10 protein-coding genes are annotated in these 14,795 nt (G+C 41.1%); 3 read left to right on the top strand and 7 right to left on the bottom strand.

What is annotated here, in order from left to right:
• Window positions 1-89: 89 nt before the first annotated feature.
• Window positions 90-851: an SDR family NAD(P)-dependent oxidoreductase gene (locus EFY79_RS16260; protein ID WP_123121885.1), complete on the bottom strand. Its 762-nt coding sequence runs from the start codon at window positions 849-851 to the stop codon at window positions 90-92.
• Between the two features lie 216 nt (window positions 852-1,067).
• On the opposite strand from EFY79_RS16260, the gene EFY79_RS16255 reads away from it, so the two are divergent.
• The 3 genes from EFY79_RS16255 to EFY79_RS16245 all read left to right on the top strand — a co-directional run bounded on the left by EFY79_RS16255 (window position 1,068) and on the right by EFY79_RS16245 (window position 5,002).
• Window positions 1,068-2,303: a PQQ-dependent sugar dehydrogenase gene (locus EFY79_RS16255; protein ID WP_123121786.1), complete on the top strand. Its 1,236-nt coding sequence runs from the start codon at window positions 1,068-1,070 to the stop codon at window positions 2,301-2,303.
• A gap of 294 nt (window positions 2,304-2,597) precedes the next feature.
• Window positions 2,598-3,542: a class I SAM-dependent methyltransferase gene (locus tag EFY79_RS16250; RefSeq protein ID WP_123121785.1), complete on the top strand. Its 945-nt coding sequence runs from the start codon at window positions 2,598-2,600 to the stop codon at window positions 3,540-3,542.
• Window positions 3,543-3,619: 77 nt separating this feature from the next.
• Window positions 3,620-5,002, top strand: a complete 1,383-nt coding sequence (locus EFY79_RS16245) for a protoporphyrinogen/coproporphyrinogen oxidase (protein WP_123121784.1) — start codon at window positions 3,620-3,622, stop codon at window positions 5,000-5,002.
• 57 nt (window positions 5,003-5,059) lie between these two features.
• On the opposite strand, the gene EFY79_RS16240 is transcribed toward EFY79_RS16245, so the two are convergent.
• From EFY79_RS16240 to EFY79_RS16215, 6 genes are all read right to left on the bottom strand, one after another.
• Window positions 5,060-6,424, bottom strand: coding sequence for an aldehyde dehydrogenase family protein (locus EFY79_RS16240; RefSeq protein WP_123121783.1), 1,365 nt, complete (start codon window positions 6,422-6,424; stop codon window positions 5,060-5,062).
• A 3-nt stretch (window positions 6,425-6,427) separates the two neighbouring features.
• On the bottom strand, window positions 6,428-7,132 hold the full coding sequence (locus EFY79_RS16235; RefSeq protein WP_123121782.1) for a gamma-glutamyl-gamma-aminobutyrate hydrolase family protein: 705 nt from the start codon (window positions 7,130-7,132) through the stop codon (window positions 6,428-6,430).
• Between the two features lie 4 nt (window positions 7,133-7,136).
• On the bottom strand, window positions 7,137-8,285 hold the full coding sequence (locus EFY79_RS16230; protein WP_123121781.1) for an iron-containing alcohol dehydrogenase: 1,149 nt from the start codon (window positions 8,283-8,285) through the stop codon (window positions 7,137-7,139).
• 137 nt (window positions 8,286-8,422) lie between these two features.
• A complete protein-coding gene (locus EFY79_RS16225) occupies window positions 8,423-9,781 on the bottom strand; it encodes a glutamine synthetase family protein (protein WP_123121780.1) in 1,359 nt (452 codons plus the stop codon).
• A 29-nt stretch (window positions 9,782-9,810) separates the two neighbouring features.
• Complete coding sequence (gene eat / locus EFY79_RS16220) at window positions 9,811-11,115, bottom strand: ethanolamine permease (RefSeq protein ID WP_233578038.1); 1,305 nt, start codon at window positions 11,113-11,115, stop codon at window positions 9,811-9,813.
• Window positions 11,116-11,345: 230 nt separating this feature from the next.
• Window positions 11,346-14,774 (bottom strand): ThuA domain-containing protein, encoded by a 3,429-nt coding sequence (locus EFY79_RS16215; protein WP_123121779.1) that lies wholly within the window; start codon window positions 14,772-14,774, stop codon window positions 11,346-11,348.
• Window positions 14,775-14,795 lie beyond the last annotated feature (21 nt).

Raw genomic sequence — 14,795 nt, 5'->3', positions numbered from 1 at the left:
TACCTCAACATAGAAGGTAAAATTTAATTTTTTGTTACAAAATCCTTTTATTCAAAAATTAAACTAATTCAATTTTTTTCGGAAAGTGTTTAAAACGGCGATGGGCTAATGCATGTCCAGCCGCCATCAACAATCAACGTCTGGCCCGTGATATGTTTTGCTTCGTCAGAAACAAGGAACAGCGCTACGTTTGCGACATCGGTTACTGATGCGGGCCTTCCCATTGGCGTTAGTTCAGACCAGATTTTATCGTAATTGGCGTCGCTCAAAGTCCGTTCCGTTAAAGTAGCGCCGGGCGCAATAGCATTCACATTGATTTTATATTTTGAAATTTCAATTACCAAATTTTTCGCCAGCATCTCAAGCGCTGCTTTCGTCATGCCATAAGCTGCAAGGTCTTTGTGCGCCTGGTGGCCGGTAACGGATGAAGTAAACAGTAACGATCCTCCGGAAGATTGCTTTCTCATTTGTTTAGCCGAGGCTTGTGCCAGAAAAAAAGAGCCTTTCAAATTCACATCCATTACTCTTGAAAAAGACTCCGGAGAATAGGTAAAAAAATCTCCGAATATCGTAATGCCCGCATTGGCAATCACTATGTCAATTTTACCAAATCTATCTGCCGTTTCATCAACCAGCGACTGTATAAATTCCACATCACCCGCATCGCCTGCAAATGGAATGCAACTGCCATCCGCTTGTTCATCAATGCGCTTTGCAGCCGGCAGACAAAGATTTTCATCAACATCATTCAAAACAACATGTGCACCTTCCTTTGCAAGTCTCCGGCAAATTTCAAATCCAATTCCCTGGCCCGCGCCTGTTACTATAACAACTTTTTCTTTAAAATTCATGATTATTTTCTTAAAAAATTTAACTTCAAATAAAAACAAAATAGTAACGCTACAAATGAAGCTACAATCAATTCTCTAAAGATATTTTTCTTAAAAGATTATACAAAATAACGTGAAGCAGAGCATTTACACAAGATTCCTGTTAAATACAACTTTCATTTGCTGTTCATGAAAAATAATACTTATCTTAAATCTTAACTAAAAAAATTATTTCGTATGCATACAAAATTGACCGGCATCGCCACCATCATCACAATCATTTTGTTATCGTGCAAATCGCCGACAAACGGTAATGCGCAAGCACAACAAGTTAATTCAGATTCCACCTATCCACCCGTGGAAACAAAAGCCGCTAATACGGATTATAAACCCGCATTTGAAGGGCAAACGCGGATACAAGGCGTGAAAACCACTACCCCGTTCCAGGTGAAGATTTTGACAAAAGATTTAAAGCGGCCCTGGGGAATTACCAGCCTTCCTGATGGAAGATTTTTGATAACAGAGAAATCAGGAGATATTCGCATAGCTTCTGCGGACGGCACTTTGGGCGAGCCAATTACCGGCATTCCCAAAGTGAACGACGGCGGACAAGGAGGATTATTAGGAATTACTACCGATCCGGATTTCAGCAATAACCGCATGGTGTACTGGGTATTTTCAGAAAAGCAGCCCAACGCCAATCTTACTGCAGTTGCTAAAGGAAAATTAGCCGATGATGAAAAGAGTATTCAAAATGCAACCGTAATTTATCGGGCTACGCCGGCGCACAACAGCACGCTCCATTATGGCGGCAGGATTCTTTTTGATAAAACCGGCAATATCATTTTCAGCACCGGCGAAAGGTCTGATTTGGAAACAAGGCCGCAGGCGCAATATCTTAATTCATCGCTCGGAAAGGTAATCCGCATTACCACCGCTGGTAAAGCGGCTCCCGACAATCCGTTCGAAAATCAAAAAGATGCAAGGCCCGAGCTTTACTCTTACGGTCACAGAAACGTGCAGGGACTGGCCATTAACCCCGCTACCGGAGATTTATGGGAAGCTGAATTTGGCCCACGTGGCGGCGATGAAATTAACCTGATTCAACCCGGAAAAAATTATGGCTGGCCAATTATTACCTACGGTATTGAATACGCCGGACCAAAAATCGGCGATGGTATTCAGCAAAAAGAGGGCATGGAACAACCAGTTTATTATTGGGACCCGGTGATTTCGCCAAGTGGAATTACCTTCTGCAGCAGTGATGCCATTCCGGAATGGAAAAACAACTTATTTGTGGCTTCACTGAGCGGCCAGCACATAGACAGGCTGGTGATAAAGGATAATAAGGTGATTGGTGAAGAAAGATTGCTGAGTGATCAGTCACAAAGATTCCGCGATATTACACAAGGCAAAGATGGCGCTTTATACGCCGTCACTGACGATGGAAGATTGTACAGGATTGGAAAATAATTTTTATTTATTTAGCCGCACTATAGCCAAAACCAGTGCTAAAGAAGAAAGGAAAGCTACATGGAAACAAATAGTAGCTTTCGTTTCTTTTGTGCCGAATTCTTAATTCGAAAATTTCCTAAAAAAACTGAAGACATTTTTATCCTGCGTTGAATTTAATTGTATCTTTATAAAATACCTTCATTCCTTCGAAAACACCGTAGAATGCCCAGCTACAGTAAGCATTCAATTATTTAATCTATTATTTTTTGTAAAGCCGCTTTATCTATTGTAGAAGCAAATAAGAGCCCCCTGATGGAAAACAAAAAATTAAGATTAAACAATGTAGATTGTTGCGTATGCGGAAGTACAAACGCTTCCCTTATCGGCAAAGGTGAAGATTTTGAATACCACACCAGTGCGGATACATTTTTTGCCATGCAGTGCAATTCCTGTAATCTCGTATATCTTGATCCGCGGCCCGCTGCTTCTGAATTTGAAACCATTTATCCGCCTACCTATCATGCTTTTGACTTTTCAAAAAAAGAGTTTGGTTTTGTTTACAATGTGAGATGCCGCCTGGAAGCCAGGCGCTCTTTAAAACGGTGCAGGCATTTAAAAGATAATGCACGTATCCTGGATGTAGGTTGCGGGGATGGGTTTCATCTGGGACTGTTGCGCCAGTACGGAAATAAAACGTGGAAATTAGAGGGAGTTGATTTGGACCAGAAAGCCGTCAAAGCTGCCACAAGAGCGGGATTGGATGTTCATTTGGGAAGAGTGCAGGATGTCAATCTTCCTCAACATAGTTATGATATGGTTTTCATGATACAAACCATTGAACATTTGGAAGACCCTCCCCAGGTATTGGAAACTGTTTTCGGCCTCCTTCGCGAAGGCGGACAATTGATAATAGTTACAGATAACACTGGCTCGATTGATTTTAATTGGTTTAAGAGCGGACATTGGGGCGGTTATCATTTTCCACGGCATTTTAATTTATTTAACCGTAACTCACTTTCAAAGTTAGCAAGGGACGTGGGTTACGACGTAAAAGATCTTACCACGATCGTTAGCCCTGTCAATTGGGTTTATTCAATTCACAATTATCTTGTTGACCATAAAATGCCGCAGTGGTTAATAAATAGGTTTACGCTTAAATCTTCCTTTTCACTATTTGTTTTTACCGTATTGGATTTTGTATTACAAAAGTTCGGCAGGGGCGCATTGCTACAGGCCACGCTGCAAAAGCCTTCATAACGTTTTTCCAGAGTTGTTCTTTAGTATGCACCTGTTCATTAATTTTTATTAAAAAATATAATCAAAAAATATAAACCATGAATTTAGCTAAACCTATCGCAATATTGGGAGCAGGGCTTGCAGGATTAACTGCCGCCAGCCGCCTTAAAAAAAGAGATATTCCTTTTGAAGTTTATGAAGCCAGCAATAAAGTTGCCGGGCTGGCTTCCAGCTTTAAAGACAAAGATGGTTTCACACATGATTTTGGCGCTCATTTTATAACAAACCGGCTTGCAAATGCGGTAGGAATCGGCGACCAATGCCGCGTAGTAAAACATTATGGAGAAGCCGTATGGCTAAAAGGGAAAAGCTATAATTATCCCTTCGGGTTGATAGAGATACCACAGATGTCATTAAGCTTTATCAAAAGCAAATTAAACCAAATTGGTGCCTCTAATCCTCCAGCTTCCGCTGCGGAATGGTTTAGAAAAAATTATGGACAGGCCTTAGCGGATCAGGTTGCGCTACCCCTTATTGAAGCGTGGTCAGGAGTTCCGGCTGATGAATTGTCTCCGGCCGTCGGAGAAAGTCTGCCGGGAAGTATTTTACAAACTCTTTATTTAAAAATGGCAAGCGTCCTTTCAGGCCGCGCCGTAGCTTGTGGGTATAACCGCGAAAAACCGGAAATGCCTTCCGTATGGCACGTTTATCCAAATCATGGCGTATCAACCATATGCGAAAAACTGATGGAAGGGATAGAGGATTCAATCATGTTGAATTCGCCGGTAAAAGAAATTATGGTTGAAAACGGAAAAGTAACGGCCATTAAAGTAAATGATGAAATAAAACCTGTTTCAGCCGTAATCAGTACTGCACCTGCCAATATTCTTGCCCAGATGGTAAAAGGAAGCCATGTATTGGATTATGCCAAAGAGTTTAAATTTCGGCCAATGATCTTTATCAATCTGCGCCTGGAAGGGCGAAGATTTTTGCCAGACACTGTCGAGTGGTTTCCTGAAAAAGATTTACCGTTTTTTCGCCTCACGGAGGTTACCCGATCCATGCCATGGATGGCGCCTGAAGGAAAATCAATCATTACTGCTGATATAGGTTGCACAAAAGACGAACCGTTCTGGACAATGGAAGACGATAAGCTAATTGCCCTATGCCTGGAAAATTTAGAGCGGGTATTGCCCGGGATTAAAGAAAAATTTCTTGGCGGAGATGTGTTACGGACCGGCTTTTCCTATCCTGTTTTTTTAAATAAATATGAAAAAGAGCGTCAGCAGTTTGAGAAATCTACTAATATTGATAATCTCTTAAGCATTGGCCGAAATGGTGAATTTGGCCACCGGTTTATGGAAGATGTTTATTGGAGAACCTGCCAGAAAGTAGATGACTTAATTCAAAATAATGCGATGAATGGCAGGACAGTAATATCAAACGAACATCAAAACAAATCAGTAAATACAGAAAGTTAATAATTAAATAAAATCTTTAATTATTTATTGCTTTACTGCAACAATTGATTTGACCGGTTATCCTTTCAAATGATAAGCTTTCGGCCTCGTAAAGGCTCTCAACCCGGCATGGGAAAGCGTCACGCCAATGCCAGAATGTTTTCTGCCGCCCCAGGGTAAAGCAGCGCTAACGCGATCACAACAATTCCAGTAGCCGGTGCCGGCATCGATTTGTTCTAATATTTTTTCTGCCCGTTCCTTACTGTTGCCATACACCGACGCAGTTAAACCATATTCGGTATCGCGCATCAACTGGACGGCTTCTTCATCATCTTTCACTTTCATAATTCCTATCACAGGCCCGAAAGATTCTTCTTTCATCACACTCATCGTGTGGTTTACATCGGTGAGCACAGTTGGCTCGAAATAATAACCCTTGCCTTCAATTTTTTTCCCACCAGTTTTTATCTGCGCGCCTTTTTCTACGGCATCTTTTACCTGTTGTTCAATTGTATTCAATTGTTCTTTCCGGGTGAGTGGACCGATATAAACGCCCTCTTCAAGCGGAAGGCCAGCTTTATATGATTTCACTTCGTTAACAAATTCGTCGACATATTGGTCGTATTTTTTTTCATGCACATAAATCCTCTCTACCGAACAGCAACTCTGGCCATTATTGTAAAAGGCGCCATCGGCAGTGGCAGCAGCAACCGCTTTTACATCTGAAATATCATCTGTTACATACAAAGGATCTTTACCGCCTAATTCGCATTGGCAGGGTACCATTTTAGGCGCTACTTTTTCATAAATGTATTTTCCTGTTTGGTAAGAGCCGGTGAAAAAATAACCATCAAAGGGAAGTTGCAAAAGCAATTCTCCCACTTCTTTTCCCCCAACGGCCACCTTGAAAATATTTTCGTGTACGCCTGACTGTTGTAGCAAATCCTGTATGGCAAGACCGGTGAGAACCGCGTATTCAGACGGCTTATACATTACTGCATTCCCCGCAAGCAATGCAGGAACAAAAACATTGATACCAACGAGATAAGGATAGTTCCATGCAGAGATATTGCAAATAACGCCCAACGGTTCATAAGAAATTTTTTCTTCCAAACCTTTTTCTGATTTCATTATCTCATCCGACAAATATTTTTCTGCATTGCCTGTAAGCCATTGGATGCGGGCAATGCCGCCTTTGATTTCATTACGCGATTGCTGGAGAGGCTTCCCGATTTCTTGCGTTAATATCAAAGCAATTTGCTCCAGGTTTTCTTCAAGCAATTCAGAAAATCTCTGAAGAATTGTAATCCTTTCTTTCAAAGGAATTCTTCTCCAGGCGGGTTGCGCGGCATGCAAATCCTCATATTTTTTTTCAACAGAAAGCTTATCATCTTCTGCCATTTCCTGAATTAATTCCTCAGTGGCCGGATTGAATATTTTCATAAATTATTTATTAGCAAATTGCCGTGAGGCGTCCATAAAGCTTTGCTTTACTTTTTTTACAAAACTACTTTCCTGGTTTATCATTCGTTCAGGATGCCACTGAACCAGCATCAGGTAAGATTTTCCTTCAGGATATCGTCTTTCCATTCCTTCGATAATTCCGTCTGCGGATACAGCGTTCGCCACCAATCCTTCTCCCGGAATATCCACGCTTTGATGATGGGCACTGTTCACCATGCCGCTTTGCTCGCCGGTTATTTTGTATAAAAGTGAATTGGTATCTACCATCACATTATGATGCCTGTCTTTGCCTTCTTCAAATTTATTATGATTGAATTTTCCAAAGGAAGGAATGTCCGGTAATAGAATGCCGCCAAAATACACATTTACAAATTGCAATCCGCGGCAAATGCCCAAGAGAGGCTTTTGTTTTTCTTCTGTATGTTGCACTATTTTCCACTCAAACTCGTCTCTTTTTTCGTCGATTTCATTGGGATCCGAAAAGGGAAGAAATCCGGGCTGGTGGTACAATACAGGATTTATATCACATCCACCGCTAAGAATAATTCCATCGCACTTTTCTATTTCACTGAAATTATCAAGACGGTAACTGAGCATGATTACGGCTACGTCAGGTTCTTTCTTTATCCAATCTTCATATTTTGAATAATTCAAACCTTCACTTATTCCAATAATAATTTTTTTCATTTTCTTACAATGCTTCTGAATAAAGCTGCTTAAAGTTTTCCCGGCTTACAGGCTTTGGATTATTTGGATGCGCAAAATCAGCAATGGCCAAATCTGCCAGTGTTTCAATATGCTCTTCCCTTACTCCTATTTCACGCAAATGATGCGGAACATTGATTTTAGAATTTAATTCAAACAGGTATTTCACTACTGCTTCACCACTTTCTTCTTCCAGGTTTAAAGTTCGCGCAATTCGCCGGAATTTATCTTCAAACCCGGAAATATTAAATTGCATCCCATAAGGAATATTTACGGCATTGGCCAGGCCATGATGCGTGTCGAGTAAGGAAGACAACGGATGGGCGAGTGAATGAACAACGCCCAGGCCTTTTTGAAAAGCCACGGCACCCATCAGCGAAGCAATCAGCATTTTACTTCTTGATTCCAGATCGGGACGGTTTACTGCCTTCTCCAACGATTGGCTAATCAGCGATATCCCTTCCAAAGCAATTCCATCACACATGGGATGATACATTTTGGCAACAAACGCTTCCATATTGTGTGTGAGTGCATCCATGCCGGTTGCAGCAGTAATAAATGGTGGCAAATCCATCGTTAGTAACGGATCGGCATACACGATTTTAGCCATTAGCTTAGGAGAGAAAAGAATTTTCTTCTGATGGGTTTCATCATCTGCTATAATTGCACTTCTTCCAACTTCGCTGCCGGTGCCCGCCGTAGTAGGAATGGTAATAAAATGAGGTACATCATTGGTGACATAAATATCTCCACCCACTAGGTCGTCATATTTAAAAAGATCTTCACGATGGTTTACCCGCAGCACAATGGCCCTTGCCACGTCAAGAGAAGCGCCTCCGCCAATGCCGATAACCGAATCTCTTTTGGTTTCATCATAAACCTCTGTTCCCCTGTACACATCAGATTTAACCGGATTTTTATGAATGTCTGAAAACACTTCCACAGAAATATTTTTGTTTTTCAGGTGATTAATAATCTCTTTAAAAAAATCCAGTTGAATGATGGTGCTGTCTGTCACAACCAGTGGATGTGATAAATTATTACTAATAAGATAGGCCCCTAACTCTTTGCTGGAGCCCGGTCCAAAGCGGATGTTGGTTGGAAAATTGTATTGCCAAATTTGGTCGTAAGTCATTGCAAATTGATTTGAGGGTTTGGAGCGCAGATATCTATAAACTATTGATTCAGGTACAAACATTCCAGTAAAAGAACAAATTTATCCGATTTCTATTTTTATTTATTTAAACAATTTTATCTTCTGAAAGGAAGTGATTATATAATTTCAAAATAGCGCTTATACTCCCAGTCGGTTACGGCTTTTAAATGTTGTTTCCATTCCCATTCGCGTGTTTGACAAAAGTGTTCAACAAATTTTTCACCGAACATTTCACGGGCCGCTTCTGACTGTTTCATTTTTTGTGTTGCATCATGCAAAGTTGTAGGAATTGTACCATTCGAAATATCGGTATATCCATTTCCTGCCGTTGCCAATTGGTTTAATGTAAGTTCATGCTTTATTCCGTATAATCCCGAAGCCAGCGATGCAGCCATTGCCAGGTAAGGATTTACGTCGGCGCCAATCACTCTGGTTTCCAACCGGCATGATTTTTCAGACGCGACCAGTGCGCGTAAGGCTGTCGTTCTGTTGTCAATCCCCCACGTCAATGTGGTGGGTGCCCAGGCACCTTCTACTAATCGCTTGTAGCTATTAATCAGCGGAGCAAACATAGGCAGCATTTGAGGAAGGCAATACAATTGACCGGCAATATAACGCTTCATCAATTCACTCATATTATTTGAACCGTTCGAATCATAAAACAAATTTTTCTGTTTGTCTTTGTTCCACAAGCTTTGATGAACATGTCCTCCACAACCGGGTAAATTTTCACTTATCTTAGCCATGAAAGTCGCCATAAACCCATGTTTGTAAGCAATTTCCTTTATTGCCGTTTTAAACAATACAGCCCGGTCAGCAGCTTCTGTAATTTCAGAACAGGTAATGGCTGCTTCAAATGTTCCGGGGCCTGTTTCAGTATGTAATCCCTCCAGCGGAATATTAAAATTCTTAAGCGAATCAAAGAGGTCAGTAAAAAAAGGATTGTTCAGAGAACTCCGCAAAATAGAATAGCCAAACATTCCCGGGCTAAGCGGAATAAGATTTTTATATTGTTTGTCACAAGCGCTATCAGGAGTTTCCCTAAAATTAAACCATTCAAATTCCTGGGAAAAAACCGGGAGATAACCCATTGCATCGGCATCATGTAAAACTTTCTTTAATAGTTGCCTTGGGCAAACCGGGGAGGGATTATAGCTGCTATCCAGCATTTCACCAAGGAAGAAAGGAAGTTCGTTTTCCCAGGGAATTTTTCTAAACGTGGATATATCAATTTTTGCGGGAGCATCCGGATAACCTGTATGCCAGCCGGTGTAGGTTACGTTATCGTACGCCACATCATTGGCATCCCAACCAAAAATTACATCGCAAAATCCTGTTGACGATTCTATTACAGAAAGAAACTTTTCTGTTGAAATATATTTTCCGCGCAAAATTCCGTCTATGTCTGTCAGGGCAATTTTTACTTTACCAGACGGATGATTTTTTACATACTGAAGAATTTCATTGGTATTCATAAAACTAATTTCACAGCATTTAATGAAAATTATTTTTTAAAGATTTTGAAAGCGCCAAAACATATACCCATAAATATAAAATATACGATAGCAAGTTCCCAGTTAAAAATCATCATAGCTATAAAAGAAATTATTGCCAGCAACAAAGCGATGATTGGAAAAAGCGGATAAGCAGGCACCTTAAATGGACGCTCAAGTTCAGGTTCTTTTTTTCGTAATTGAAAAAAAGAAATCATAGAAATAATATACAAAGTCAACGCGCCAAACACAGATATAGTGATGATTTCAGCAGTCTTTCCGGTAAGAAGCGCAATTATTCCGATTGCCATATTTACCAGTAATGCATTGGAAGGCGTTTTGAATTTTGGATGGACCCTGCCAATGAAAGCAGGCGCAAATTTCACCCGGCCAAATTCAAAAACCGATCTGCCTGCCGCAAGAATAATTCCATGGAAAGAAGCAATAAGGCCGAAAAGGCCAATGGTAATCAGCAGGTGATATAGCAGGTGATTATTGCCCACAATATGCGACAAGGCCAATGGCAATGGAGAATCAGACATGGTACCGTCTGCTTTATAAACAATGGCTTGCCAGCCGGCAACACCAACAGAGCTCGCGAAAGTAAGAATGCATAAAATGACCAGCGTAAAAATCGCTGAACCAAAACCAACCAGGATAGTTCTTTGAGGATTGATAGCTTCTTCGGCTACGTTTGCTACGCCTTCAATAGCCAGGAAAAACCATATCGCAAAAGGAATAGAAGCGAAAATGCCCCGCCACCCATTTGGCAATGCATTTTCCTGGAGATTGCTGAACTCGAAATGTGGTAAAGTAATGCCGCTAAACAGCAACAATTCGCCTACGGCAAGAATGGTAATTGTAAGCTCAAACATAGCTGCTGCCTTCACTCCGTAAATATTTAAAGCAGTAAAAAGAATGTAGGCAAAAATGGCAATTATAAGAATTGGTATTTGAGGAAAAAATAAATTAAAATATGCGCCAATAGCAAACGCAATGGCCGGCGGCGCAAATATAAATTCTATATTCTGCGCCATGCCGCCAAGAAAGCCGAGATCTTTTCCCATCGCCCGGGATGTATAGTCAAATGCGCCACCCGCTTTTGGTATAGCGCATGCGAGCTCAGCATAGCTAAAAGTGAACGTAACATACATGATGATGATAAAAAAAGTAGCGATAGCAAGGCCTAATGTGCCGCCTTCGGCAAGGCCCAGGTTCCAGCCAAAATACATTCCTGAAATAACATAACCTACACCCAGGCCCCATAACATGGCGGGCGTCAGTGTGCGCTTTAATTCGTTGGGCGATGAAGACAAGGTAAAAATTTTACGATGAAGTGTAAGAATATGTATTTGCTAATATATTCGATTTCTTTTTGGTGTGTAAAAAAAATTACAGTTTTTTCCCTAAGTCACTATTTTGTTGCTTTTTGGAAATCGTAATTGCCTGGTCGATTTAAATAAAAGGGCTGGCAATCCTGTTATGTTTGCCAGCCCGAAAAAATCTCTTAACTACAATAGCAAATTAAACTGCTGTGCATCCGATATTATTTCACAAAAAACTCAATTGATGAAAGCGCGGCCATGCCCTTAACTGACGGATCAGCAATCTTGCTTACAATGTAAATATTATGCATTTTTCCATCATTCACAGGAGAAATGGATGAAGTAATTACAGCAAATTGCGGCTTTGCATCTTTTGGAGCAGGACCATTTTTTCCGGCAAAAGTAAACTCCCCTATTTTTTGTCCGGTCGGTGAATCAAGATGCACTTCAAAAGTATATCCTGCCACCGGCGGCTTTTGCCAGCCCATCATTATAGATGCCTTTGTGATTGCGGAAAGATCGATACTGTCAATTCTGAACCAGCCTTCAGCAGGAATAATCAAAAATGTTTTGCCACCAAAAGTTGCTTTACTGTAGCCTTCCATTTTAGTTACCCCCTCAAAAGTCATTTTACTGCTTCTCAGTTCTGCAGATCCACTTCCCATTAACGGCTTTGTATTGTTACCGCCATTATCGGTGTAAGCTGCATAAATTGTCAAAACTCCATTGTCCCTGGCAGGCTGATTCATTGTGGCATCCACAGATCCGCTTTGAGGAAGGGATTTTGATTTTTTATCTGAATCCGCCAGCGACAATATCCAGGATACAATTTGCTTTGCATCACTCTCTTTTAATTCAGGATGCGCTGCCATGGCCACCTCGCCCCAATTACCACTTCCGCCTTTGATAATTTTCTCTGCAAGAACAGAAGTAGCATCCTTATTCTTTTGGTACCGTTGGGCCACGCTTATAAACGCGGGACCAACGGATTTTGAATCTACTTTATGGCAACCTTTACAATCAAGAGAAAGCATTAAAGTTTTTCCTGCCATTTCTCTTTCAAATACCTGGTGACCCTGCGTAGAGGCAACTTTGTCTTTTTGATCTGAATAATCAGCGTGCACCAAAAGATTGTGTGGATCTATTGTTGAATCGTCCTTATCCGTAATATCAACATTATATTTTACAGGATTGCCGGGAAAATAAAATGTTTTATTTCCATTTATAAGTACGTTCACAACAGGCGCGGTATTTCCTGCATACACATTTACGGTGTTGCTGGAAGATGAAGCATTTTTATCATCTGTTACATCAACAGATATCGCATAATCGCCTATTTTATCAAGCGTATATTGTAGAGTAGGATCTGTTGTTTTTTTCTGAATCTGGTTTCCAATATGCCAGATGTAAGAAACAGGATCTTTATCCGGATCAACAGCTTTTACAGATGCAATAATCTGCAAAGGAAGTTCGCCTGAAGTTTTATCTACGGTGAGGGAAGAAATTTTCGGAGCGCGGTTACCGCTGTTAAAATCAAGCCGGGCAAGGCCTGCGTTATCATTTTTTGCAAACCAACCAGTGCCATATTCAAGTACATACAACCTTCCGTCAGGACCTACTTCCATGTCGCTGATATTATTAAATTTGGTATCCGACATGAATGGTTCCATATTGTCAAAATCGCCATTTGGCAGCATTGTAACTACTTTTATCCAATTGCGAATCCAATCATAGAAAAATAGTTTTCCATTATAATAGTCCGGATACCGGGTTGAATCCGGAAACATATCGGTGTAATACACAGGTCCAGCCATTGTAGTACGGCCACCGCTTCCTACTTGTGGAAAATCTTTGGACTCCGCATAAGGATACCAGATGTAGGCTGGCTGAGCAGGAGGCAATACTTGTAAGCCTGTGTTATTCCTTGAATTATTTACAGGCCTTTGTGGATCAAACGGTTCGCCTGATTTTCCTGTTGCATAGTCGTAAGGACGGTAAGGAAGATTATCAGCAATAAAAAATGGCCATCCAAAAAATCCTGCCTTCCTGGCCTGGTTAAGTTCGTCATAACCGCGCGGCCCGCGGGTGGCAAGACTGTCGTTGTTGGCATCGGGCCCTACTTCCCCCCAATATAAAAATCCTGTTTTTTGATCCACTGAAATGCGGTAAGGATTTCTGTCGCCCATCACGTATATTTCGGGACGGGTGCTGTCTTTGCCTTTAGGGAAAAGGTTACCATCCGGAATAGAATAACTTCCGTCATCGTTTATTTTTATGCGAAGAATTTTTCCGCGCAAATCATTGGTGTTACCCGCGCTGCGGCGATCATCATAATGTTCAAAGCCCGGCCGATCATCGAGCGGCGCAAAGCCATACGTATTAAATCCTTTGCCTGGTTCATTAAAGGGCGTGGTGTTGTCGCCGGTAGAAACATACAAGAGATTATTTTTGTCAAATGCAATTGATCCGCCGGTGTGGCAACAGATTTCCCTTTGCTCATACAACTGCAAAATGATTTTTTCTGACTTCGGATTTATAGTATCATTCTCAAAAGTGAACCGTGAAAGGCGATTTACCGAAGTATCTGAAGGGCTATAGTACATATAAACATAATGGTTCTTTTCAAAATTGGGATCTTTTTGAATTCCCAAAAGCCCTTCTTCTGCGTTTACACCGGGTGTATGTTGCGTGCGCCAATACACATCAAGATAGCCCACCTGCTTTACTTTTTTGGTTGCGTGATTGTACATCATGATTTCTCCTCTGCGCTGTGCAACCAATATATCAAGGTTTGGCAGAATCGTCATTTCTGTCGGCTCAAAAAAAGTTCCCTCTACCAACTGCGTTTTTGTAAACCGGTCTTCTGCCGGAATTGTTGGTGTTTTTACTTTTGAATAATTCAATTCCCTGTTATCATCCATTGCATATTTGATGCCACCCAGGAGATGCTTTAAGAAAAGAGGATCCGTGTAAGATTCAGGCGTATGGCCCAATTCTGTATACCAGGCCCTGCCTCCATCAAAATCATGATACCAGGCCATCGGATGATTATCGCCGTTGGTGCCGCCTTTATAGCTTTTTTCATCTATGGTTATCAGCACATGTACATCTTTATTTAGATTTTTAAAATTATACCATTCATCTTTTCTCACCCATGGATCAGGTAATCCTTTTGTTGAAATGTTCTCTTTATCTACAATGTGTAGCGAAGCTGTTTGTTGCTCGGGATGCCCATTGAAATTCGCGCCCACCAATCTGGTATACCATCCCCAATGATAACCCGCGTCTGTAGCGGCATGCACGCCAACAAATCCCCCACCCGCTTCGATATATCTTTGAAATGCATTCTTTTCATAATTCGTCATCAGGACGTCGGTATTGTCTGTCGTACTCAAAAAGACCACTGCTGCGTATTTTTTCAGCGAATCTTCATTAAAGATTGCCGAGTTGGAAGTGGTATCAACATCAAAATTGTTTTCCTGCCCTAATCTAAAAATGGCCTTTACACCATCTTCAATAGAGGCATGATGAAAGCCGGCAGTTTTAGTAAATACCAGCAATTTTGGCTTGCCGGAGCGCTTGTTACAACTAAAAAAAAACATCAGGAATGCAAATGCAGGAAGATACAGAAGGCGTGATAAACTTTTCATTGATTAAATGTGTATTGAAGA

The organism is Hanamia caeni, from assembly GCF_003721595.1.
Classification (GTDB): domain Bacteria; phylum Bacteroidota; class Bacteroidia; order Chitinophagales; family Chitinophagaceae; genus Ginsengibacter; species Ginsengibacter caeni.
The sequence above is the reverse complement of the archived record's forward strand: the minus strand, read 5'-3'. Positions and strand labels throughout refer to the sequence as shown.

Coding starts and splice junctions, on each gene's coding strand:
- EFY79_RS16260 (WP_123121885.1), bottom strand. CDS start 851: ATGAATTTTAAAGAAAAAGTTGTTATAGTAACAGGCGCGGGCCAGGGA.
- EFY79_RS16255 (WP_123121786.1), top strand. CDS start 1,068: ATGCATACAAAATTGACCGGCATCGCCACCATCATCACAATCATTTTG.
- EFY79_RS16250 (WP_123121785.1), top strand. CDS start 2,598: ATGGAAAACAAAAAATTAAGATTAAACAATGTAGATTGTTGCGTATGC.
- EFY79_RS16245 (WP_123121784.1), top strand. CDS start 3,620: ATGAATTTAGCTAAACCTATCGCAATATTGGGAGCAGGGCTTGCAGGA.
- EFY79_RS16240 (WP_123121783.1), bottom strand. CDS start 6,424: ATGAAAATATTCAATCCGGCCACTGAGGAATTAATTCAGGAAATGGCA.
- EFY79_RS16235 (WP_123121782.1), bottom strand. CDS start 7,132: ATGAAAAAAATTATTATTGGAATAAGTGAAGGTTTGAATTATTCAAAA.
- EFY79_RS16230 (WP_123121781.1), bottom strand. CDS start 8,285: ATGACTTACGACCAAATTTGGCAATACAATTTTCCAACCAACATCCGC.
- EFY79_RS16225 (WP_123121780.1), bottom strand. CDS start 9,781: ATGAATACCAATGAAATTCTTCAGTATGTAAAAAATCATCCGTCTGGT.
- EFY79_RS16215 (WP_123121779.1), bottom strand. CDS start 14,774: ATGAAAAGTTTATCACGCCTTCTGTATCTTCCTGCATTTGCATTCCTG.